Source organism: Streptomyces sp. TAA486 (assembly GCF_000426165.1).
This window is the reverse complement of the sequence record NZ_AUEV01000007.1, coordinates 143,372-163,747: the sequence shown is the minus strand read 5'-3', so window position 1 is coordinate 163,747 and position 20,376 is coordinate 143,372. Positions and strand designations below refer to the sequence as shown.

Annotated in this window: 16 protein-coding genes and 1 pseudogene; 8 read left to right on the top strand and 9 right to left on the bottom strand. The window is 70.8% G+C overall.

All coding sequences use genetic code 11. From position 1 onward, the window contains the following. Window positions 1-62 precede the first annotated feature (62 nt). The 5 genes from I004_RS0111540 to I004_RS0111520 form a co-directional block, all read right to left on the bottom strand. Entirely contained in the window at window positions 63-3,110 is a 3,048-nt protein-coding gene (locus I004_RS0111540; protein WP_028435623.1) for a DEAD/DEAH box helicase family protein, read from the bottom strand. Window positions 3,111-3,269: 159 nt separating this feature from the next. Beyond that, window positions 3,270-4,901, bottom strand: a complete 1,632-nt coding sequence (locus tag I004_RS0111535; protein ID WP_028435622.1) for an alpha/beta hydrolase — start codon at window positions 4,899-4,901, stop codon at window positions 3,270-3,272. A 228-nt stretch (window positions 4,902-5,129) separates the two neighbouring features. Further along, window positions 5,130-5,969: a Mut7-C RNAse domain-containing protein gene (locus I004_RS33455; protein ID WP_199779373.1), complete on the bottom strand. Its 840-nt coding sequence runs from the start codon at window positions 5,967-5,969 to the stop codon at window positions 5,130-5,132. Then, complete coding sequence (locus I004_RS33450; RefSeq protein ID WP_199779372.1) at window positions 5,966-6,283, bottom strand: acylphosphatase; 318 nt, start codon at window positions 6,281-6,283, stop codon at window positions 5,966-5,968. The genes I004_RS33455 and I004_RS33450 overlap by 4 nt, the downstream gene beginning before the upstream one ends. Window positions 6,284-6,396: 113 nt before the next feature. Then, window positions 6,397-6,885 carry an excalibur calcium-binding domain-containing protein gene (locus I004_RS0111520; RefSeq protein ID WP_028435621.1) on the bottom strand — a complete coding sequence of 163 codons (489 nt, stop codon included), beginning with the start codon at window positions 6,883-6,885 and terminating at the stop codon, window positions 6,397-6,399. Window positions 6,886-7,086: 201 nt separating this feature from the next. Here I004_RS0111520 and I004_RS0111515 point away from each other — a divergent pair, with 201 nt between their 5' ends. Continuing rightward, window positions 7,087-7,755: a uridine kinase gene (locus I004_RS0111515; RefSeq protein ID WP_028435620.1), complete on the top strand. Its 669-nt coding sequence runs from the start codon at window positions 7,087-7,089 to the stop codon at window positions 7,753-7,755. An 18-nt stretch (window positions 7,756-7,773) separates the two neighbouring features. Here the strand turns inward: I004_RS0111515 and I004_RS0111510 are convergent, their stop codons facing one another. After that, entirely contained in the window at window positions 7,774-8,478 is a 705-nt protein-coding gene (locus I004_RS0111510) for a type 1 glutamine amidotransferase (protein ID WP_028435619.1), read from the bottom strand. 54 nt (window positions 8,479-8,532) lie between these two features. Between I004_RS0111510 and I004_RS33445 the strand changes: the two are divergent. From I004_RS33445 to I004_RS0111495, 3 genes and pseudogenes are all read left to right on the top strand, one after another. Continuing rightward, window positions 8,533-9,006 (top strand): annotated as a pseudogene (locus I004_RS33445) (type II toxin-antitoxin system PemK/MazF family toxin). Window positions 9,007-9,222: 216 nt separating this feature from the next. Continuing rightward, window positions 9,223-10,038: an MHYT domain-containing protein gene (locus I004_RS0111500; protein ID WP_028435618.1), complete on the top strand. Its 816-nt coding sequence runs from the start codon at window positions 9,223-9,225 to the stop codon at window positions 10,036-10,038. An 84-nt stretch (window positions 10,039-10,122) separates the two neighbouring features. After that, entirely contained in the window at window positions 10,123-10,839 is a 717-nt protein-coding gene (locus I004_RS0111495) for a PIG-L deacetylase family protein (RefSeq protein ID WP_037975945.1), read from the top strand. On the opposite strand, the gene I004_RS33440 is transcribed toward I004_RS0111495, so the two are convergent. The 3 genes from I004_RS33440 to I004_RS0111480 form a co-directional block, all read right to left on the bottom strand. Then, window positions 10,814-12,265 carry an MFS transporter gene (locus I004_RS33440; RefSeq protein ID WP_486579925.1) on the bottom strand — a complete coding sequence of 484 codons (1,452 nt, stop codon included), beginning with the start codon at window positions 12,263-12,265 and terminating at the stop codon, window positions 10,814-10,816. The two genes, I004_RS0111495 and I004_RS33440, sit on opposite strands and share 26 nt — an antisense overlap. A gap of 98 nt (window positions 12,266-12,363) precedes the next feature. Further along, a complete protein-coding gene (locus tag I004_RS0111485; RefSeq protein ID WP_051344941.1) occupies window positions 12,364-12,951 on the bottom strand; it encodes a methylated-DNA--[protein]-cysteine S-methyltransferase in 588 nt (195 codons plus the stop codon). A 230-nt stretch (window positions 12,952-13,181) separates the two neighbouring features. Next, window positions 13,182-14,072, bottom strand: coding sequence for a glycerophosphodiester phosphodiesterase family protein (locus I004_RS0111480; protein ID WP_028435615.1), 891 nt, complete (start codon window positions 14,070-14,072; stop codon window positions 13,182-13,184). A gap of 186 nt (window positions 14,073-14,258) precedes the next feature. Here I004_RS0111480 and uvrB point away from each other — a divergent pair, with 186 nt between their 5' ends. The 4 genes from uvrB to I004_RS33435 all read left to right on the top strand — a co-directional run bounded on the left by uvrB (window position 14,259) and on the right by I004_RS33435 (window position 20,374). After that, window positions 14,259-16,379, top strand: coding sequence for an excinuclease ABC subunit UvrB (gene uvrB / locus I004_RS0111475; protein WP_028435614.1), 2,121 nt, complete (start codon window positions 14,259-14,261; stop codon window positions 16,377-16,379). Window positions 16,380-16,563: 184 nt separating this feature from the next. Then, window positions 16,564-17,142 (top strand): TerD family protein, encoded by a 579-nt coding sequence (locus tag I004_RS0111470; RefSeq protein ID WP_028435613.1) that lies wholly within the window; start codon window positions 16,564-16,566, stop codon window positions 17,140-17,142. A gap of 74 nt (window positions 17,143-17,216) precedes the next feature. Then, entirely contained in the window at window positions 17,217-19,184 is a 1,968-nt protein-coding gene (locus I004_RS0111465; RefSeq protein WP_028435612.1) for a TerD family protein, read from the top strand. A gap of 233 nt (window positions 19,185-19,417) precedes the next feature. Further along, window positions 19,418-20,374: a TerC family protein gene (locus I004_RS33435; RefSeq protein WP_037975819.1), complete on the top strand. Its 957-nt coding sequence runs from the start codon at window positions 19,418-19,420 to the stop codon at window positions 20,372-20,374. Window positions 20,375-20,376 lie beyond the last annotated feature (2 nt).

Sequence of the window (20,376 nt, the reverse complement as noted above, 5' to 3'; positions counted from 1 at the left end):
AGCGCGGAAGCGGTGGGTGGCCCGTGCGGGGTGCCGTCCTCAAGCTTCCGATGAAGCTCCGCTCACTGCCACGTCATCCGCATCGCCGTGGTGACCTCGAGCGGCGAGCCACCCGCCTGCGCGGCGAGGACACCCGCTCCCTCCGGCCCGCGCGTGTAGAGCGGTGTGCCCGTGCTGACGTACGTGTTCCACGCGGCCGCGAAGACGTCCGCGAGGCGGCGGTTCTCCGCGAGCGGCCCGGGCACGGCGTGGTGGACGACCGCATTCGCGGCGGGCATGCGGCACAGCGCGCGGAAGGCCGTGCCCACGGTGGGACGCGGCAGGAGATGGCGTGGCATCACATATCGGGGCGAGGTCAGGGGGGAGACGGCCTCGTCGAAGGCAGTCGCGAAGAGGGACGACGCCTCACGGGGCACCCCGCCCAGCTCGACGCGGTAGGCCCCGGTCTCGTCGGGCTCGAAGGAGACGCCCTCCGAACCGCGCGGTACCAGACCGGCCTTGTGCAGGGCCTCCGCCGTGGCCCACGCGATGTGCACGAGCACGGGTGCCCCCGCCACCGTCTCCAGGTGCCGCCGCGCCACGGCCGTGCGGGCCGTGGTGTACGCGGCGCACGCCGCGAGTCCGCCGGCCGCGGCGGCGAACGCCTCGGGAAGCGCGGCGGCCACCGAAGCCGCGGACCCGAGCGCCCCGGCGAGCGCCGCACCGGGAACGGCCGCACGGGAGAGCACGGAGCCGGAGGACGGACGGGCCGGACGGACCCCGTGCGGCGCGGGTACCGCCGCCGGAGGCGTGCCAGGTCGCGCCACGGGAGCGGCGGCCCTCGTGCGGGGGACGGTCACACGGACCGTGTGGATCAACTCGTCCTCGTACGGCTCGCCGAGCCGCCACCGCTCCCGTACCTCGTCACGGGCGGCGGCGCGCTGGAGCATCGTGACGTTGAAACGGTCGAACTCCGTTGTGGGCGGCGGCGCGTAAGGGGACAACTCGGGGTGGACGTGCGGCACGCCGACCATGACCTCACCCGCGTCCGTCAGCCCGAGATAGCCGTCGTGCTTGCGGACGAAGCGGTTCCAGTCGCGGTCGCCGCGCGGATGCGCGTCCGCGACGCACACCACCGACCAGGTGTTGGCGACCTTGCGGGGATGGTGAGGATCGAGCCGCAGCGCACGGCCCCGCGTCTGGACGACCGCGGTGGGCGTCGTCGCCTCGGTGAGATCGATCAGCGTGTTGACCCGGCGGGCGTCCCAGCCTTCGCCGAGCATGCCGCGGGTGCCGATGAGCACGCGGGTGCCGCCCCGCTCGAAGAAGCGGGTCACGAGCTCGACCCAGCGTCGGCTGTTCCAGCCCGACGTGCCCGCGAGGCGGACGAGCCGACCCGTACCGGCCACGACGCCGGCCATGCCTGTGTCCCCGGATCCCGGAACACTCCTGTCGACTTGACCGCCGTCGGCGGATGCGTTGCCCGCGTCCAACGGCTCGAGGCCCAGCTCCATCCTCGGAGGTCCCGCCTCACGGCAGTACGCCACCAAGCGCTCCGCGGTCTCCCGTGACGCGGCCACCGTTCGGCCCGTCACCAGCACCGGATCGAGCGATGCCGTGCGCGGATCGGCCGCCAGCTCCTCCAGCACCAGTACCGCCGAACCGGCCTGAGCCTCCAGCACTCCGGTCAGCCGCGCGGGCAGGGTCGCCGTCGCACGCTCGTGGTCGCAGACGACGACCGCGCGCAGCTGCTCGCCGAGCGCCGCGTCCTCCGCCGCGAGGATCTCCTTCACGGCCTGCGGCTTGGCCGCGCTGCGGGCCAGTACCCGGTCGACGGGCGAACGGCCGCCGCGGATGCCGCGCGCCGTCAACTGGTGCCCCACGGACGGGAGTGCCTTCCGCAGCGCCTCCAGGACCTCGGCGTCACGGGGCGAACCGCTGCGGCGCAGACAGTGCCGCACCCAGTCGTCCAGCAGCAGCACCCAGTCGTCCGCGCCGGGTGGGCGCCGGTGCTCCTCGTGCGGCCGTGCCCCTTCGGGCAGGGCGAGCAGCCCCGCGTGGTGGAACCGCAGTGCGGACGCCGTGAGTTCGGGACGTTCGCGTGCCAGCCGGGACCAGGGCATGCGTGCTCCGTCCGGGCCCTGGCGGATGACGAAGCGCTCGTCCAGCCAGCCGAGGAAGGGACGGTCGGCGAAGCCGGGGTCGAGGAGGCCGGTCGTCAGCTCGGTGAAGCGCTCGGCCTCCGCGGCGAGCCACTCACTCTCGACGGGCGTGGGTGCGGTCAGCCAGCACAGTTCGGCGTACGGGGCGAGGTTCCCCTCCCGTACGGCGGCGGGGATCGAGGGGCCCTGCACGGCGGGGCCGAACAGCTCGGCCACCAGCTCGGCCTGTGCGGGCGAGAGCCGGTCGGGAGGTGTGGCGGTGAGGCCTATGACCGTGGCGTCGGGAAGCTCACGCAGCAGCTCGGCCAGCAACTCGCCCCAGGTGTCGAGGAGATGGTGGCACTCGTCGAGGAGGAGCGTGAACGTCCCCGTGCGGCGCAGAGCTTCGACGAGTTCGAGGCCCTGTGGACGGAGTCTGTGCAGATGCCGGGCAGCCGCCGCGCGTGAGCCCGCCGAGTTCCGCTGCCTCCGCTCGCTGCCGTCCTCGTCGATCTCGGCGTCGGGGTCGAACGAGGCGAGCGACTGGTAAGTGAGCACGGTGACGGGGGAGTTGAGGCCCCGGTCCGTGCCGGCGGGCACGGTCGTCGCGGCTTCGCCGGGACCGTCGCCGGGGTCCGCCGGGGCACAGGTGCTTGCGTCGGGAACGAACGCCTCCCACGTCCGGAGCCACTGGCCCTGGATCGCGGTGTTCGGTGTGAGGACGACGACGGGGGCGCCGAGCCTGCGCGCGGCCTCCAGTCCTGTCAGCGTCTTGCCCATGCCGGGTGGCAACACGACCCAGGCACGCGCCTGTTGAGGCGAACTGCCGGAGCCGGAGGCATGGCCGGAGTCCTCGTCGGTCCTGTCGGGCTCGTCAACTCCAGCGCATCCGCGGGTCACCGATGTGAGGCGCGCCAGCGCGTCCTCCTGGTGCTTGCGCAGCGCGTACGGCGGGCGCAGGCGGCTCATTGCCTCGGCGAGGGAGTTCACGCACGTACCGTAGGGCGGCCCGCGAGCGCTCCGGGCAGCGGGGGCTTGCTCTCCCAGCTACCGCTGGCAGGTGCCCGCAGGCCGCGCCCGGAGCACTCACGGAGCGGTCCGGATGAACCGGCCCGGCCGGCGGGCAGCCTGCCCGCCGGCCGAGCGGTGTCAGCCGCGGTTCCCGAGCAGGTGGTGCAGCTCGGCGCCGCGGTCGGCGGTGCTGTTGGAGCCGTACGGTGCCGGCACGGCGGACTTGGCGTCCTCCGGGCTCAGCGGCTCCGGGTCGGGCAGTGCCTCACAGGTCGCGTCCGGTTCGCCGCTGCCCTGGCCCTCGGGCACCTTGCCGGTCGCGAGGTAGTCGGCCAGGAACTTGTCCAGGCACTCGCTGCCGCCCAGGCTGATGCCGTGGTTGCCGCCTCCGTCTTCGACGACGAGGCTCGAACCGCGCAGCTTCCGGTGCATGTTGACGCCGCCCTCGTACGGGGTGGCAGCGTCGTCGGTGGCCTGGAAGAGCAGCACCGGCGGAAGCTTCTTGTTCGTAACGTCCAGCGGCTTCTGGGACTTGGTCGGCCAGAACGCGCAAGGAGCGTTGTACCAGGCGTTGTTCCAGGTCATGAAGGGTGCCTTCTCGTACACCTTCGTCATGTCGCGGTGCCAGGTGCCCCAGTCCCGCGGCCAGGCAGCGTCACGGCACTGCACCGAGGTGTAGATGGAGTAGCCGTTGTCGCCCGCCGCGTCGACGGCTCCCATCGCCTCGTAGGCGTCGACGATGGGCGCGGTGTCCTTGTCGTTGACGAACGAGGCGAAGGCGGCGGCCAGATCGGGCCAGTAGCCGTTGTAGTAGCCGCCCGGGATGAAGGTGTCCTCGAGCTCGGAGGGGCCGACCTTGTCGCCCGCGGGGTTCTTGCGCACCGCGTCGCGCATCTTGTACCAGGCCTGCTCGACCTTGGCCGGGTCCTTGCCGAGCTTGTAGTCGGCGTCGTGCTTGGCGACCCACGCGGCGAAGGCCTTGTGGCGGGACTCGAAGGCGTAGTCCTGCGCGATGTTGTCCTCGTACCAGACGCCGTCGGGGTCGACGATGCTGTCCAGCACGACGCGGCGGACGTTCTCCGGGAACAGCTTGGAGTAGACGGCGCCGAGGTAGGTGCCGTACGAGTAGCCGAAGTAGTTGATCTTCTTGGCGCCGACCGCGGTGCGGATGCTGTCCATGTCCTTCACCGCGTTCACGGTGTTGATGTGGTTCAGCAGCTTGCCGTGCTTCTTGCCGCACGCCTCGGCGAAGCCCTTGGCACGCTTGATGTTGGCCTGCTCGCCCTTCGCGCTGCGCGGCACGCTGTCGGGGCGCACCGGGTCGAAGTAGCCCGGCTTGCAGTTGAGTGCGGGCTCACTCTTGCCGACTCCGCGAGGGTCGAAACCGATCACGTCGTACTGCGACGCGACCTTCTTCGGCAGCGACTTGGCGACGAAGCCCGCGAGAGTCAGCCCGCTGCCGCCGGGGCCGCCGGGGTTCACCAGCAGGGGACCCTGGGACTTGTCGGCGGTGTGCTGCACGCGCGAGAGCGCGATGGTGATCTTCTTGCCATCCGGCTTGTCATGGTCCAGCGGCACGCTGACCTTGGAGCACTGCAGGTCCGGGTAGTTCTCGGTGGCGCAGTCGGTCCACTTGAGTGTGCTGTTGGCACTGCCCGCCGTGTCCGCGGCGTCGGTGGATCCGGCGTTCGCCGCCACCGGAATGGCTGTGATCAGTCCGGCCAGCACGACCGCAGCGCCGCCGTATACGGCTATGACGCGTCTTTTCATCCGAGCTCCAGGGGGAGAGTCAAGGCCGCACCTGTCGCGGCCATATCGCATCGTGCAGCACTCCGCACCCGCTCGGGATGCTTCCGAGCAAAATAGGTCCGGTGCTGTGACCTGGAACGTGCCGCTCCCCCTCGCGTGCCGCCGCGCCGGAGCCGCGGGGCCGGGCCAACCGGCATGCCCCACGGACGAGTTGAGATCTGCCCGGAGCCTGTCGGGTTGCTTTGCGGCTTATGCCGGTTCCGAACCCCGGCCGGTACGAGAGCCGTCGGTCCCACCTCGCGCCCCGGAGCCCCGTCGCGTGCCCGGCCTCGCCTCCGCCCCGTCACCACCCGCGGCCTCGAGCGCCGTCGTCACCAAGGACTCCAGCCTGCCGCTGTGCGCGCCGCGCCAGAAGAGGCGGGAACACGAGCGGCAGCGCATGAACGTGTCGTACGTACGCCGTGTGCCCGGCCGCAGCAGCGCGGCGATCTCGGACTTCTCGACCGGCGCCAGCGTTCCGTTGCATGCCATGCAGCGTGTCCACGGTTTTAGGGCAGGGGCGAACCGGTCCAGGACGTCGAGGAGTTGATCGTCGGGGCGGGCTCCCCGCACATACGCACCCAGCCACAGGGCCCTGCGAAGGAGCAGCCCGCGGTCCTGCGTGAGCAGCACCCGCCGCTCGGCGTTGGCCTGTGCGAGTAGAGCGTCGTCGGAGCTGTCGTTGCCGTAGGCGGTGTCCAGCCCGACGAGCCGGAGGCGCCGTGCCAGCGCTCCCAGATGCACATCGAGGACGAAGCGCGGCGGAGCCGGCGGGGGAACGGGCTGCGGGCGGGCGGAGGTTGCGACGTCGGCGACCTCCGCGTCACGTGGACGGTACGAGGGTTCGACGCGGCGACCCGCGGCATTCTCCGGCCCGCGGACCGTCAGCTCGCCCACCTCCGTCAGCGGAACGCCGAGGGACTGGATGACATGGCCGAGCGTGGACGTCCCGTCGTGGGACAGGCTCGCCGCACCGGAACCGCGGTGGCGCGCGGCGAGGAAGAAGCGCAGGCCGTCGTCGAAGCGGAGCGTGATGTGCGCCGGTGTCACGGGCCGCTGTCGGGCGCGTCGCCGGGAGCAGGCTCGGCCGGTGGTGTCGGACGGACCTCGAAGGCGGTGAGCCCCTGAGGCTCCTCCTCGAAGTCCTCGACCTTCTCCACGTGGGCCGTCGGCGGCCCCTCGTGCGCCCAGTCGACGAGCTGCTCCACGATGCCCGTCTCACCTTCGAAGACGGCCTCGACCCGTCCGTCCGGGAGGTTGCGGACCCAGCCGTTCACCCCCTGTGCCTCGGCCGTCGCGCGGCAGGTGTCGCGGTAGAAGACGCCCTGCACCTCGCCTGAGACGATCACGCGCTTGCGGTACATCGTCCGGACACCTCCGGTGGGTCATCGAGTCGACGCCGGTGGACCACGCAACCAGGATAGGGACATTGCGGGCGGGTGATCCACCGGAGACCCTGCGCCTGCCGGACCGCCCGTCAGACGTCGCAGCCCACGCCGTCCCCGTCCCGGTCGAGATGGCGCCCGTAGCCCGGCTCACCCCGGTGCACGGGGGCGGCGCCCGCCTTGCGTGCCTCGGCGCAGTTGCCGTAGTGGACGGAGGCGGAGTCGCCCGTCCCGGGCTCCGCGTCCTGCGGGGCGGGCGCCTTCGCGGTGACGGTCACCGTGGTCCTGACCTTCACCTCCTTGGTCTCGGTGACGGTGGGGGCGGGCCCCGTCTCGGGGGAGGCCGCCTCGGGGGAGGCCGTCTCGGTGACGGTCGTGGTCGCCGCCGGGCGGGGACTCGCCCGCTCGGCCGGCCCGTCGCCGGGGGCGGAGCCGGACGCCCCGGAGGTGCCCAGGGCGAAGCCGAAGAACCACGTGAGGAAGAGGCCCGGTAACAGGACCCGCTTGCGTACCCAGCCCGGCCTGGGCGGCGGGCCGGGCTGTGGGCGGTACGGCTGGGGCTGCGGCTGACCGGGATGCATGACGACCCCCCTGTGATGTGAGGCCGCAAGTGTGGCCCGGTGTAGGGGAATTGAGGAGAAGAAGTGATGAAAAAGAGGGGATGTCAACCGAATTGAGACCCGCGAACTTGCCGGCCGCGCCCACCCCGAGGCAGCGGAGGGGACGGCACCCCACGCCGTGCGCACATGCACACCGTCGGCGGCGCACGTCAGGATGAGTGCGTGCGACTCGAAGCGATCACCTGGGAACGCCTCACCGAGCGGCTCGCCGGCCTCGTCGAGGAAGGCGCCGCCGGCTCGCGGGACGGCAGCGAGTGGCGCCGGGTCGCCGTCGACGGCGCACCGCCCGCCCGGCCCGGGGTCCTCGCCGGCCGGCTGGCCGAGGCCCTGCGCCTGCGCGGCCTGCCCACGCTCGTCGTGGACGCCGACACCTTTCCGCGGGCGGACTCCCTGCGCTTCGAGTTCGGCAAGCAGGACCCCGACGCGTACTACGACCTCTGGCACGACACCGGAGCCCTGTGGCGTGAGGTCTTCGGCCCTCTGGACCCGGGCGGCGACGGCCGGGTCCTCCCTGATCTGCGAACCTCGTCGGCCGACCGGCCCACCCGCAGCGCGCACGTGCAACTGCCCCCGGGCGGCGTGATGTTGCTGCACGGGCCGTTTCTTCTCGGGAGATGGTTCCCCTTCGACCTGTCGGTACATCTGGGGCTCTCCGGCGGGGCCCTGGAGCGGCAGACGCCGGCCGGGGAGCGCTGGACACTGCCGGCGTTCGCCCGCTACGAGGAGGAGGTGGCCCCGGGGGAGACCGCGGACGTCTTCGTGCGCGCGGACAAGCCGGAGCATCCCGCGTGGAACGGCCCACCGCGGCACGGCCGTTCGCTGCCGGACTGACGCTCCCGGCGCCGCGGCTCAGCCGCAGTGCACCACGGCGGCGAAGCGGCGCGCGAGCCCGTGCCAGATCCTGCGGGCCTCCGGTTCGTCACGTTCGGCCGAGCGGACCAACTCCTCCCGGTCGAAGCCCTGTTCACGAAGCCGTTCCGGGTCCCAACCCCGGATGGTGTGCGGTGTCGCCTCGGGATGGAACTGCAGGCCCCACGCGCGTGTCCTGACGCGGAAGGCCTGCACCGGACAGCGTTCGCTGCTCGCCAGCCAGTGGGCGTCCCGCGGCAGCACGGTGATCGCGTCGACACGGTGCTCGACGGCCTTCACCCGCGGCGGCAGCCCATGGAAGAGCCGGTCGTCCAACGCCTCGGGCAGCAGCGTCAGTTCGGTGCTCCCCGACTCCGGCAGTCCGTGCCGCGCCCGCACCGTCCCGCCGGCGACGTACGCGAGGAGCTGCGCCCCGAGGCAGATGCCGAGCGCCGGTACATCCTTTTTCAGTGCCTGCCCGGCCAGTTCGCGGACGGCGACGAGCCAAGGTGCACGGTCGTCTTCGTCGGGCATGTAGCCGCCGCCGAGCACGAGAAGACCCTGGTGGCCCGACAGGTCCTGCGGCAACTGCCCGCCGTCGTAGGCCTGCACGATGTCCAGCGTGAGGCCCTCTTCGCCGAGCCAGTCGCCGATACGTCCCGGCCCTCCGGCCGGGGTGTTCTGTACAACGAGAACCCGTGTCATCCCGCCCCGCCTTCCGTCGTCACCCCGGTTCCGGGACGGCGATAGGTTCCCGGCATGAGCAATTCAAGCAACGACGTCCGCGACGGCGCACCCGCAACCCCCGCGGCCCCGGGCAGCCACGGCTATGCGGCGACCGTAGCGGTGGAGCCGGCCGAGGTCGGCGCCGTACGCACCGCCTACGCCCCGGATCCGGACGGCGACCCGGACCCCGGCGAGATCGTCTGGACGTGGGTGCCGTACGAGGAGGACGACGGCAGGGGCAAGGACCGTCCCGTGCTGATCGTCGCCCGCGAGCGCCAAGGCACGCTGCTCGGCGTCCAGTTGACCTCGCGGGAACAGGACGGGTAGCGGGGCTGGCTGCCGCTCGGCAGCGGCCCGTGGGACCGCAGCGGACGCGACTCGTGGGTGGGTACGGAGCGGGTGCTGCGCGTGCATCCTGACGGGATGAGGCGCGAAGCCTGCGCGCTGGACCGGGCGCGGTTCAACCGCGTCGTGCACCGTCTGCAGCAGATATACGGGTGGCGGTGAGCAGGGGACGTCTCCGTACCGGGAACAACTTCGGAAACCGCATCCGGAACCGTGCCGGGAGCCGCGCCGCCCCGCCCGGCCGACCGGTGTGACGGGCTTGCCGGAATGGGCCGCGCGCAGGCGCGCGGGAACCTAACATGAGGTCCCCGTACATGTGTTCACCATGTGACGGTCCTGTGGCTACCGACTCACGCTTCCTGATGGGGATGACGGGCGATGTTCCGTACTGCTGCTACGCAGCCGGACGTTCTCACCTACGGACCGGTCACGCCGTTACTGGCGTACGGCATGGCCTGCGTCGGCAGCGCCGTCGGTCTCAGATGCGCCCTGCGGGCCCCCTTGCTCGGACGCCGAAGGGGAGCCGGGTGGCTGGCCCTGGGATCCCTCGCCATCGGAGTCGGCATCTTCACCATGCACGTCGTGGCGATGATCGGGTTCAGCGTGGGTGAGGTGCCCATCGGCTACGACATGCTGATGACGTACGCGAGTCTCCTCGTCGCCGTCCTGGTCTCGGCCGTGGCGCTCCTTTTGGTCTCCCTGCGCCGGTACACCTGGCTCGCCGTGCTCGGCGGAGGGCTGGTCCTCGGGCTGGGCGTCGCGTCCTCGCACTACGTGGGGATGATGGGGGTGCGGATCGCCGGTGCGGTCCGCTACGACGACCGGGTCATGATCATCTCCGCCGCCGTCGCCGTCGTCGTGAGCTCGGTGGCCCTGCTGTGCGCCAGGTGGGTGCGGCACATGGGCGCCTCGATCGCGGCGGCACTCATCATGGGGCTGGGCTTCGTCGCGATGCACTACACCGGCATGGCGGGGATGACGGTGAGCCTGTACAGCGACGACGGAGCCGTGGGCAGCTCTTCGCTGGGTACCCTCACACCCGTACTCATCGGACCCGTCCTCCTGTTGCTGCTCATCGCTCTGTTCGTCAGCCTCGATCCGATGATGGAACGGGACGGTCGGCGGAAGTGGGGAACACGTCCCGGGGAGGGGACGGGCGAGAAGCTGGAGTGGGTCCCCTTCGAACGCCGCTGACCCGTGCGGCCTGGCGGGCCGGCGCAGCCGGACAGGGAGTAGGTGGACGCGGTGGCCCCGAACAGCGGCGACCAACTGGCGGAGATGCCCGGCAACTGGACGAGGGCCCTCGCGGTCGTCGCACATCCCGACGACATGGAGTACGGGGCGGCCGCGGCCGTCGCCGAGTGGACGGCGCAGGGCAAGCAGGTCGCCTATCTCATGGTCACGCGCGGCGAAGCGGGCATCGACAATCTGGAACCCGCCGAGAGCGCACGGGTGCGAGAGGCCGAACAGCACGCGAGCGCTCGCAAGGTGGGCGTCGCCTCGGTCGAGTTCCTCGACCACAAGGACGGCGTGATCGAGGAAGGGGTGCCGCTCCGGCGGGACATCGCCGCCGTCGTACGCAAGCTGCGTCCCGAGCTCGTCGTCACGATCAACCACCGGGAGACCTGGGGCGGTACCGCTTGGAACACCCCCGATCACCGTGCCGTGGGCCGCGCCGTTCTCGACGCGGTGGGCGACGCGGGGAACCGCTGGATCTTCCCCGAGCAGCTGGAGCCCGGCGGAGAGGGCCCCTGGAGCGGAGTGCGTTGGGTGGCCGTCGCCGGGTCGCCGGAGACGACGCACGCGGTGCCCGTGGGAGAGGCGGCCGTGGAGCAGGCCGTGGCGTCGCTGTCCGAGCACCGCGCGTACATCGCGGCACTGAGCGACGAACCCGTGGAGAGCTACGCGCGCTCCTTCACCGAGTGGGTGGTGGGGCTGGCCGCGGAGCGGTTCGGCGGGCGGAGCTGCGTCACTTTCGAGCTGTATCCGCGGTGACGTCCGTGGCGTCGCCGCTCGCCTGTCCCGTGGGGTCACGGCGCGCCAGGCCCGCCAGCGTCATCACCAGGACCGGCAGCAGCAGCGCTGCCGAGAAGGCACTGAGCCAGCCGTAGCCCGCCGTCGAGACGATGAGTCCCGCGAGGGCGCCGCCGGCACCTGCGGCCGCGTTCATGGTCAGATCGGACAGGCCCTGCACCGCGGCGCGGGCCGGCTGCGGCACCGAGTCGGTCAGCAGCGCCGAGCCGGAGACGAGCGCCGCCGACCAGCCCAGACCGAGCATGAACAGGCCCAGGCCCGACTGGGTGTGGTGGCCGTCGGCGGTGCCCGCGAGGGCCGCCGCGCAGGTGAGCAGCGCGACGGAGAGCACGATGACGGTGAGCCGCCCGAAGCGGTCGGCGAGCCAGCCCATCACCGGCGAGAACGCGTACATGCCGACGATGTGGGCGCTGATGACGAGGCCGATCATCTCGATGCCCGCACCGTGGTGACCGAGGTCGACGGGCGTCATCACCATGATGGAGACCATCGCCGTGTGCGCCGCGGCGATCGTCACCAGGGCCAGCCGCGCATGCGCGGAGCCGGACACGGCGGCAAGTCCGGCGCGCAGCGAACGGTCGGCTCCTCGGGAGCGGCCCTTCCATGCCGGTGGCGGATGAACGCCGGTGCCCCCTTCGGGGCCGGTGGCCGACTCGCTGGATGCCGCATCCCGTGACGCGGCGTCCGCCTCGGCGTCGGCGAGGGCACGTGCCGTGAGCAGCGGATCGGGACGCAGCAGCAGATGGATCAGAACGGCCGTGACGAGGAAGACCGCCGACCCCCAGACGAACGCCCCCGCGGTCGCCGGAATGCCCAGCCCCGTGACGCTGTCCCCCGCGGGCCCGGCGATGTTGGGGCCGAGGACTGCTCCGACCGTGGTCGCCCATACGACGAGGGAGATGGCGCGGGCACGCCGATCCGGCTCGGCGAGGTCGGCGGCGGCGTACCGGGCCTGGAGGTTGGCGGAGCTCGACGCGCCGAAGGCGGTCATGCCCAGCAGCAGGAGCGGGAAGTTGCCGAGCACGGCTCCGGTGACGACGACGGCGCCGCCCGCCGCCCCGATCAGGTACGCGAGGCACAGTCCGGCGCGGCGGCCGCGCGCCGCCATGAGGGACGCGAGCGGCAGCGACAGCAGCGCCGTACCGATGACGGACGAGGTCGATGCGAGCCCGGACAGTGCCTCGGAGCCGCTGATCTCCTGGGCCAGCACGGCTGCCAGCGTGACGGCGGTGGCGACGCCGAGGCCGCCGAGCATCTGACTGACCACCAACACGCCCGCTGTGCGGCGACGCACCCGCGCCAGCTCGGCGCCCCGCGGCAGCGGGAGGTCGCCGGCACGGTCGGCGGAGCTGTCAGGTGCGTCCGCGGTGTTGTTGGTGTCGGTCACGTCGGGCAGTCTGCCAGCCGGCCGCACACAGGCCTACGGGGTTTCGCGCCTCGCCCGGACCGGTTCCCCACAGGCAGGCGGCATCTCGTACGCCGGCATCAGAACAGGGGCTCCGGGAGCAGCCCTTCGAGAGCCAGCAGGGTGCGTTTGGTCTCCAGGCCCCCGCCGAATCCGCCCAGGCCGCCGCCGCTCTCGACGATGCGGTGGCACGGGACGACGACCGGCAGCGGATTCGACCCCATGGCCATGCCGACGGCCCGGGCGGCACCGGGTTCGCCCACGCGGTCGGCGAGATCCTGGTAGCCGGCGGTGGCCCCGTACGGGACGGACGCCAGCAGCTCCCGCAGCACCTTCTCGTTGAAGCCGCCGGAGAGCGACCAGTCCAGCGGCACGGTGAACTCGCGAAGCTCACCACGGAAGTAGGAGTCCAGCTCCGCCGCGGCTAGAGCGAGAACGTGCCCGCGGGCCGGGTCTGCCGCCTCCGCGGGCGCCTCCACGTGGACCGGCGGCGCCCCGAGCCTGCCGGTGAGCCGGCCGAGGGTCCGGTCCGCCGTGCCCGGGTCGGCGTGGAAGACGACACCGACCAGGCCCTCGTCGGTCGCGGCGAGCAGCAGGGGGCCGACAGGGGTCTCCCGCACCGTCCAGATGCAGGCGCGGGCTGCCGTGCTCGCCGTTGTCTCAGTCATGCGGGAACCCTAGAGGGCACCTCTGACAACGGCCGGATCCGCGATGGACGGCCGCAGGAGGTGCTGAGGGGGGTTGAGGGGTTCACAGCGGTCGGGACGTGTGGGGGACAGAAGGGGAGTGGGGGATGGCGGGAAGTGGACAGACTTCCGGCCGGGGACACGGACATGAGGGCGCTGTGGGGGGTGGGGGTGGTGCTTCGCCGGCGCGACCCTCGGACCGGCGTCGCGCGTCAGCCGCCCGTCGCGTCCCGCACGACGTCCGGGAAGTTGCTGATGATGCCGTCCACCCCGGCCGCGTCGACCTTGCGGGCGGTCGCCGCGTCGTTCACGGTCCACGTGAGGACCTGCATCCGCTTACCGAGCGGACCCTTCCGTGCGTGCACCGCCTTGACGTAGTCCTTCGTCGCCGCGGAGTGCGTCGGGTTGATCTGGTCCGTGAACTTCGCGTACGCGTCCAGCTCCGAGACCTTCGGGTTGCCCAGGAACCCGGTCTTGACCCCGCTGTTGAGCACGTGGGTCATCTTGATCGAGTCGGCGTTGAAGCTCTGGATGATGAGCTTGCTCTTCATGTGGGAGCTGTCGAGCCAGCCCTCACTCTTCAGCTCTCTCAGGGTCTGGTACTCGATGCCGGGGTAGATCTCCGGGGACTTCAGTTCCAGCAGCAGTTTCTGGCCGCTCTTGGAGATCTGCTTCAGGTACTTCTCCAGAGTGGGGACTTTCTCACCCTTGTAGTCGTCGCTGAACCAGCTTCCCGCGTCCAGACGGGCGATCTCCTTGGACGTGAAATCTGAGACGTTCCACGGCGAGCGGTTCGGGTAGAGCTTCTCCACGTTCGTGGTACGGGCCAGCGTGGTGTCGTGCATGAGCACGAGTTCGCTGTCCTTGGTGCGCTGTACATCGGTCTCGGCCCAGTCGAAGCCGAGCTGGTCGGCCTTCTTGACCGCCGCGAGCGTGTTCTCCGGCGCGTAACCGGAAGCTCCGCGGTGGGCGACCGTTGTGGGCGCCCCGTCGCTCATGCTGTCCTGCCGCGCGGCCGCGTGGGCCGGGGACGCGGTGAGGGTGAGGGCGGACACACCCAGGAGCAAGCCGGTGGCGGCGGCTAGTGCACGGCGCATCGACATACGGGAACTCCTCGCGTTCGTGCGAACACTGTCGGCAAGAGACTTCCCGTTGTGCGATACACGGAAGCAGAACCGGAGTGGCGTGGGTGTGAACGTGACGCGACGCTTCGGTCCCGCTCCGTGACGCCGTTGACGGCGTCCCGCTGCGGAACGCCGTTGTCAGAGGTGGGTCGTACCGTTGTCTGCATGCGGCCGCAGATCCAGATCGAACGTACGGTGGCGCCTTTCGAGGTCGTCAGCCCCTACAAGCCCAGCGGTGACCAGCCCACCGCCATCGACGAGCTGGCGCAGCGCGTCGGCGGTGGTGAGAAGGACGTGGTGCTGCTCGGGGCGACGGGCACCGGCAAGTCGGCCACCACGGCCTGGATGATCGAGAAGCTCCAGCGGCCGACGCTGGTGATGGCGCCGAACAAGACCCTCGCCGCCCAGCTGGCGAACGAGTTCCGCGAACTGCTCCCGAACAACGCGGTGGAGTACTTCGTCTCGTACTACGACTACTACCAGCCGGAGGCGTACGTCCCGCAGACGGACACCTACATCGAGAAGGACTCCTCCATCAACGAGGAGGTCGAGCGGCTGCGGCACAGCTCCACCAACTCGCTGCTGACGCGGCGCGACGTGGTCGTCGTCGCGTCCGTCTCCTGCATCTACGGTCTGGGCACCCCCCAGGAATACGTCGACAGGATGGTGCCGCTCAGGGTCGGGCAGGAGACCGACAGAGACGATCTGCTGCGCCGCTTCGTCGAGGTGCAGTACACGCGCAACGACATGTCCTTCACGCGCGGCACCTTCCGGGTGCGCGGCGACACCATCGAGATCTTCCCGGTCTACGAGGAACTGGCCGTCCGCATCGAGATGTTCGGCGACGAGATCGAGGCGCTCTCCACGCTCCACCCTGTCACGGGCGAGGTCATCTCCGACGACGAGCAGCTGTACGTGTTCCCCGCCTCCCACTACGTGGCGGGGCCGGAGCGCATGGAGCGGGCCATCACCGGCATCGAGGCCGAGCTGGGGGAGCAGCTGGAGTCGCTCGAGAAGCAGGGGAAGCTGCTGGAGGCGCAGCGGCTGCGGATGCGCACCACGTACGACATCGAGATGATGCGCCAGATCGGCACCTGCTCGGGCATCGAGAACTACTCGCGCCACATCGACGGCCGCGATCCGGGCACCGCCCCGCACACGCTGCTGGACTTCTTCCCCGACGACTTCCTCCTCGTCATCGACGAGTCGCACCAGACCGTTCCCCAGATCGGCGCGATGTACGAGGGCGACGCCGCCCGTAAGCGCACCCTGGTCGAGCACGGGTTCCGGCTGCCCTCCGCGATCGACAACCGGCCGTTGAAGTGGGAGGAGTTCCTGGAGCGCATCGGCCAGACCGTGTACCTCTCGGCGACCCCGGGCCCGTACGAACTCTCCCGCGGTGACGGCTACGTGGAGCAGGTCATCCGCCCGACCGGTCTCGTCGACCCGGAGGTCGTGGTCAAGTCGACCGAGGGCCAGATCGACGACCTGGTGCACGAGATCCGCACCCGTGCGGAGAAGGACGAGAGGGTGCTGGTCACCACCCTCACCAAGAAGATGGCGGAGGATCTGACCGAGTACTTCCTGGAGCTGGGCATCCAGGTCCGCTATCTCCACAGCGACGTCGACACGTTGCGCCGCGTCGAGCTGCTGCGGGAGCTGCGCTCCGGGGAGTTCGACGTGCTGGTCGGCATCAACCTGCTGCGTGAGGGGCTCGACCTGCCGGAGGTGTCGCTCGTCGCCATCCTCGACGCGGACAAGGAGGGCTTCCTCCGCTCCGGCACGTCGCTGATCCAGACGATCGGCCGCGCCGCGCGCAACGTCTCCGGCCAGGTGCATATGTACGCGGACAAGGCGACTCCCGCGATGGAGAAGGCCATCGACGAGACGAACCGCCGCCGCGAGAAGCAGATCGCGTACAACAAGGAGCGCGGCATCGACCCCGAGCCGCTTCGTAAGAAGATCGGTGACATCGTCGCCGACATCGCCCGCGAGGACATCGACACTGAGCAGCTGCTCGGCTCGGGGTACCGCCAGGAGCACAAGGCAGGCGACCGTAAGGGCAAGGCGCCCGTTCCGGCGAAGTCGGCGGGCCGGAAGGAGCGCGGCGCCGAAGTCCTCACCGACCGCCCCGCGAGCGAACTGGCCGAGACGATCGAGCAGATGACGGAGCGGATGCGGGCCGCGGCCGCGGAGCTCCAGTTCGAGATCGCGGCCCGGCTCCGTGACGAGGTGTCGGAACTGAAGAAGGAGCTGCGGCAGATGAGGGAGGCGGGGCTCAAGTAGCGGCGGCAGCAGTTGCCGCCGGACGCCGGCCGGGCAACGCCCGGTCCGCCGCGTCGCACGTGAGTGTTGCAAGAGCGACACAAAGGAGTACGTCCTGACCGGGCGCTTCGCGTGCATGCGTAGGGTCGGAGCGTGACCGCCATCGCAAGCGGGATGGCAGCAGAAAGTCGAGAGGGGTAAGCACGTGTCGGTGAACTTGTCCAAGGGACAGGCCATCAGTCTGACGAAGAACGACGGTGGCAACCTGTCGGCCGTGCGCATGGGACTCGGCTGGAAGGCTGCCCCGCGCCGTGGCCTGTTCGGCAAGCGCAGCAAGGAGATCGACCTCGACGCCTCGGCGGTGCTCTTCGCGGGCACGGAGCCCAAGGACGTGGTCTTCTTCCGGCACCTGGTCAGCGACGACGGTTCCGTCAGGCACACCGGCGACAACCTCGTCGGCGGTGCCGGTCAGGGCGGCGACGACGAGGCGATCACGGTTGACCTGCAGCGCGTTCCGGTCCACATCGACCAGATCGTCTTCACGGTCAACTCCTTCACGGGGCAGACCTTCGCAGAGGTGGAGAACGCCTTCTGCCGCCTGGTCGACGAGACCAACGGCGAGGAGCTGGCGCGGTACACGCTCACAGGCGGCGGCGACTACACCGCGCAGATCATGGCCAAGGTGCACCGGCAGGGCAGCGGCTGGCAGATGACGGCCGTCGGCGCACCGACCAACGGCCGTACCTTCCAGGACCTGATGCCCGCGATGGTGCCTCACCTCTGAGCCGGGGCAGCGGCAGGCAGTAAGGGGGCGCGGCAGCGGTGGTCGTGGCCGGACCGTGAGACTTGGGGGAGAGGATGACGGCCGAGCTGGTGCGGGGGCAGAACCACCCCTTGCCCGGAGCGCGTCTGGAGATCCGGGTGTCCGTGGAGCGGCCGGTCATCGCCGGTGCGACGCTCAACGACGAGCACGGCAGGATGCGGGAAGAGACGTGGATAGCTCACCCCGCCCGGCCGCAGCTGCCAGGTCTGGAGGTGTCCCGGCAGGCCGCGGCCGAGCACCGGCTCGCCGTGGATCTCGACGCCCTCCCCGACGAAGTCCACCGCGTCAACGTGCTGCTGGCTCTGCCCGCGGCGGCGGACGGTCCGGCACGGTTCGGGGAGCTCGCACCCCCGTCCGTGAGCGTGACCGAGCTCGGCGGTGACGGGATCGCGAACTGCACACTCACCGGCCTCGACGCCGAGTCCGCCGTCCTCGCCCTGGAGCTCTACCGCCGCCAGGGCAGCTGGAAGGTCCGCTCGGTCGGGCAGGGTTTCGCCGGCGGGCTCTCCGCGATGCTCGCCGACCAAGGGCTCGTCCGCGCACAGGAGTTGGCCACGACGATCAATGAGGCGGTCGCGGCGGGCCGCGCCCGGTCCGTCGCTCCGCCCCCGCCCCGTACGGACGGGGGGCGCTCCCGCGAAGCCACGGTCGGCGGCGCGAGAGGCGTCGCCGACGGTGCAGCGGACACGGCCGCCCCGGGCGACGGGCGCATCAGCTACCAGCATCCCGGCCGCGCGTCCGCGCCACCGCCCCCGTCACCGCCGTACCCGGCCGCGGCCTCCTCCCCGGTACCCCCGCCGGTCCCGGCCGCAACCGGCAGCGGCGGCAGCGGCGGTCCGTATGTGCCGGTCGCCGGCGACGCCACCGGCTGGAGCATGGACGAGCGGCTCTACAACCAGATCTGGGACATGTTCGAGGACTTGGCCCGTACGGTCGCCGCCTACCGCTCCGCAGTCGACTTCGCCGAGTCGCGGATGGAGCAGGAGCTGGACAAAGTGCTCTCGGATCCGCGGACCCGCGTGGGCCCGGCCGCCGACTCGGCGCGCGACGAGGCACGCTCCAAGCAGACCCGGCTCGTCGAGCAGGCCCGCGAGGTGCTCGAACGGGACCTGGGGCAGCTGTGCGCGGAGGCCGCGGTCGTCGAGCCCGCGCTGCCACCCGCGTACGCCCGGTGGGACAACCCCGTCTGGCACGGCTACCGGCCGCCCACGCAGACGCCGATGGCCATGCGCCTGGGCGACCTGTGTCTTCCCGAGAGCGCGGGCCTGCGGATCCCGATGCTGGTGCGCCTGCCGCTGGAGCGGGGTCTGTGGATCGACAGCGGCCGCAGCGGTCAGGCCGGCTCCTCCGCGGCAGGTCCGGCAGCCGCCTCCGTCGTCGGCCCGGACGAGCTGCGCCGGCTCGCGGCCGAGACCGCGACGGCCGTCGCCGCACGTCTCGCCGCCGTCTATCCCGCGGGCGACTGCACGCTCCACGTGATCGACCCGGCCGGCTCCGCACAGGCCGCGCTCGCGCCGCTCATCGACAGCGGTGTGCTGCCGGAGCCGCCGGCTGCGGGCGCCGCCGGAGTGAGCTCGGTGCTCGGACAGCTCACCCGCCGCGTCGACCTGGTGCAGATGGCGGTCCGCAGCCGCGCCACCGACGCACTCCCCGCGGACCTCGACACCGCCGAACAGCTCCTCGTCGTCCACGACTTCCCGCACGGATTCGACGACCGTGGCGTCACTCAGCTGCGCTACCTCGCCGACGAAGGCCCGTCCGTCGGGGTGCATCTGATGATGGTCGCCGACCGTGATGACGCCCGCGCCTACGGCCCCGTGCTCTCGCCGCTGTGGCGGGCGCTGCTGCGCATCACACCCGTACCGGACGATCATCTGGCCGATCCCTGGGTCGGCCACCACTGGACGTACGAGCCTCCGCTCGTGCCGCACGGAAGCCAGGTGCTGACACAGGTGCTGAGTCAGGTCGCGTCCGCGCGGCGCACACACGGCACGGAGGGCTGAGCCAGGGTCAGCTCCGGGGCGGCTGCACCTCTGGCCAGCGTCTCTTTACGTTTCTTTGGTGTTGCTTTACTGTTCCTTGTGCGGAGGGGAGTACTCCCAGAACCCAGCGGCGTGCCCGTCAATACGGACCAGACGTGACCGGTCCCGGGGCGCCGGCCGGCCGGCACATGCGGTGCCCGCCAGGTGGAGGAGACCTCCGGCCGATGTGAGCACGCGAGCCGGAGGATGAGTACATGGATGTCTCCCTGACTGTCTGGGCGCTGACGATCGTGGGCCTCTGCGCCCTCATCGCAGCCGATTTCTTCATCGGCGGCCGCAAACCGCACGAGGTCTCCCTCAAGGAGGCGGCGGTATGGACGACCGTCTGGATCGTCCTCGCCGGCATCTTCGGGCTGGGGCTCTGGCTCTTCGGGACGGGCGAGGCGTCCGGTGAGTTCTTCGCGGGATTCCTCACCGAGAAGTCGCTGAGCGTCGACAACCTCTTCGTGTTCGTCCTCATCATGGCGAAGTTCGCCGTTCCGACGATCTATCAGCAGCGTGTGCTGATGGTGGGCGTCCTGATCGCGCTCGTGCTCCGGGCCGTCTTCATCGCCGCCGGCGCCGCGATGATCTCGGCCTTCTCGTGGATCTTCTTCGTCTTCGGTGCGTTCCTGATCTGGACGGCCTGGAAGCTCATCCAGGAGGCCCGTGAGGACAACGAGGAGGAGTACGAGGAGAACCGCTTCATGAAGCTGATCGAGCGGCGCTTCCCCTCCACCGACCAGTACCACGGCACCAAGCTGTTCATCGTCGAGAACGGCAAGCGGCTGATGACGCCGATGCTCATCGTGATGCTGGCCATCGGCTCGACGGACGTCCTCTTCGCGCTGGACTCGATCCCCGCGATCTTCGGCCTCACCCAGGACCCGTACATCGTCTTCACCGCCAACGCCTTCGCCCTGATGGGCCTGCGCCAGCTGTACTTCCTGATCGGTGGCCTGCTGAAGAAGCTGGTGCACCTGTCGTACGGGCTGTCGGTCATCCTCGGGTTCATCGGCGTCAAGCTGGTGCTCCACGCGCTGCACGAGTCCGGTGTGCCCGTGCCGGAGATCAGCATCCCCGTGTCGCTGGGCGTCATCTGCGCGGTCCTCATCGTCACGACACTCACGAGCCTCGCAGCCACGCGCGGCAAGAAGGACGTGGAGGTCTGAGC

Excerpts from the sequence above, each read along its gene's own strand:
- I004_RS0111535 (WP_028435622.1), bottom strand. The coding sequence starts at position 4,901 with ATGAAAAGACGCGTCATAGCCGTATACGGCGGCGCTGCGGTCGTGCTG.
- I004_RS33450 (WP_199779372.1), bottom strand. The coding sequence starts at position 6,283 with ATGTACCGCAAGCGCGTGATCGTCTCAGGCGAGGTGCAGGGCGTCTTC.
- I004_RS0111520 (WP_028435621.1), bottom strand. The coding sequence starts at position 6,885 with ATGCATCCCGGTCAGCCGCAGCCCCAGCCGTACCGCCCACAGCCCGGC.
- I004_RS0111510 (WP_028435619.1), bottom strand. The coding sequence starts at position 8,478 with ATGACACGGGTTCTCGTTGTACAGAACACCCCGGCCGGAGGGCCGGGA.
- I004_RS0111500 (WP_028435618.1), top strand. The coding sequence starts at position 9,223 with ATGTTCCGTACTGCTGCTACGCAGCCGGACGTTCTCACCTACGGACCG.
- I004_RS0111495 (WP_037975945.1), top strand. The coding sequence starts at position 10,123 with ATGCCCGGCAACTGGACGAGGGCCCTCGCGGTCGTCGCACATCCCGAC.
- I004_RS0111485 (WP_051344941.1), bottom strand. The coding sequence starts at position 12,951 with ATGACTGAGACAACGGCGAGCACGGCAGCCCGCGCCTGCATCTGGACG.
- I004_RS0111480 (WP_028435615.1), bottom strand. The coding sequence starts at position 14,072 with ATGTCGATGCGCCGTGCACTAGCCGCCGCCACCGGCTTGCTCCTGGGT.
- uvrB (WP_028435614.1), top strand. The coding sequence starts at position 14,259 with ATGCGGCCGCAGATCCAGATCGAACGTACGGTGGCGCCTTTCGAGGTC.
- I004_RS0111465 (WP_028435612.1), top strand. The coding sequence starts at position 17,217 with ATGACGGCCGAGCTGGTGCGGGGGCAGAACCACCCCTTGCCCGGAGCG.
- I004_RS33435 (WP_037975819.1), top strand. The coding sequence starts at position 19,418 with ATGGATGTCTCCCTGACTGTCTGGGCGCTGACGATCGTGGGCCTCTGC.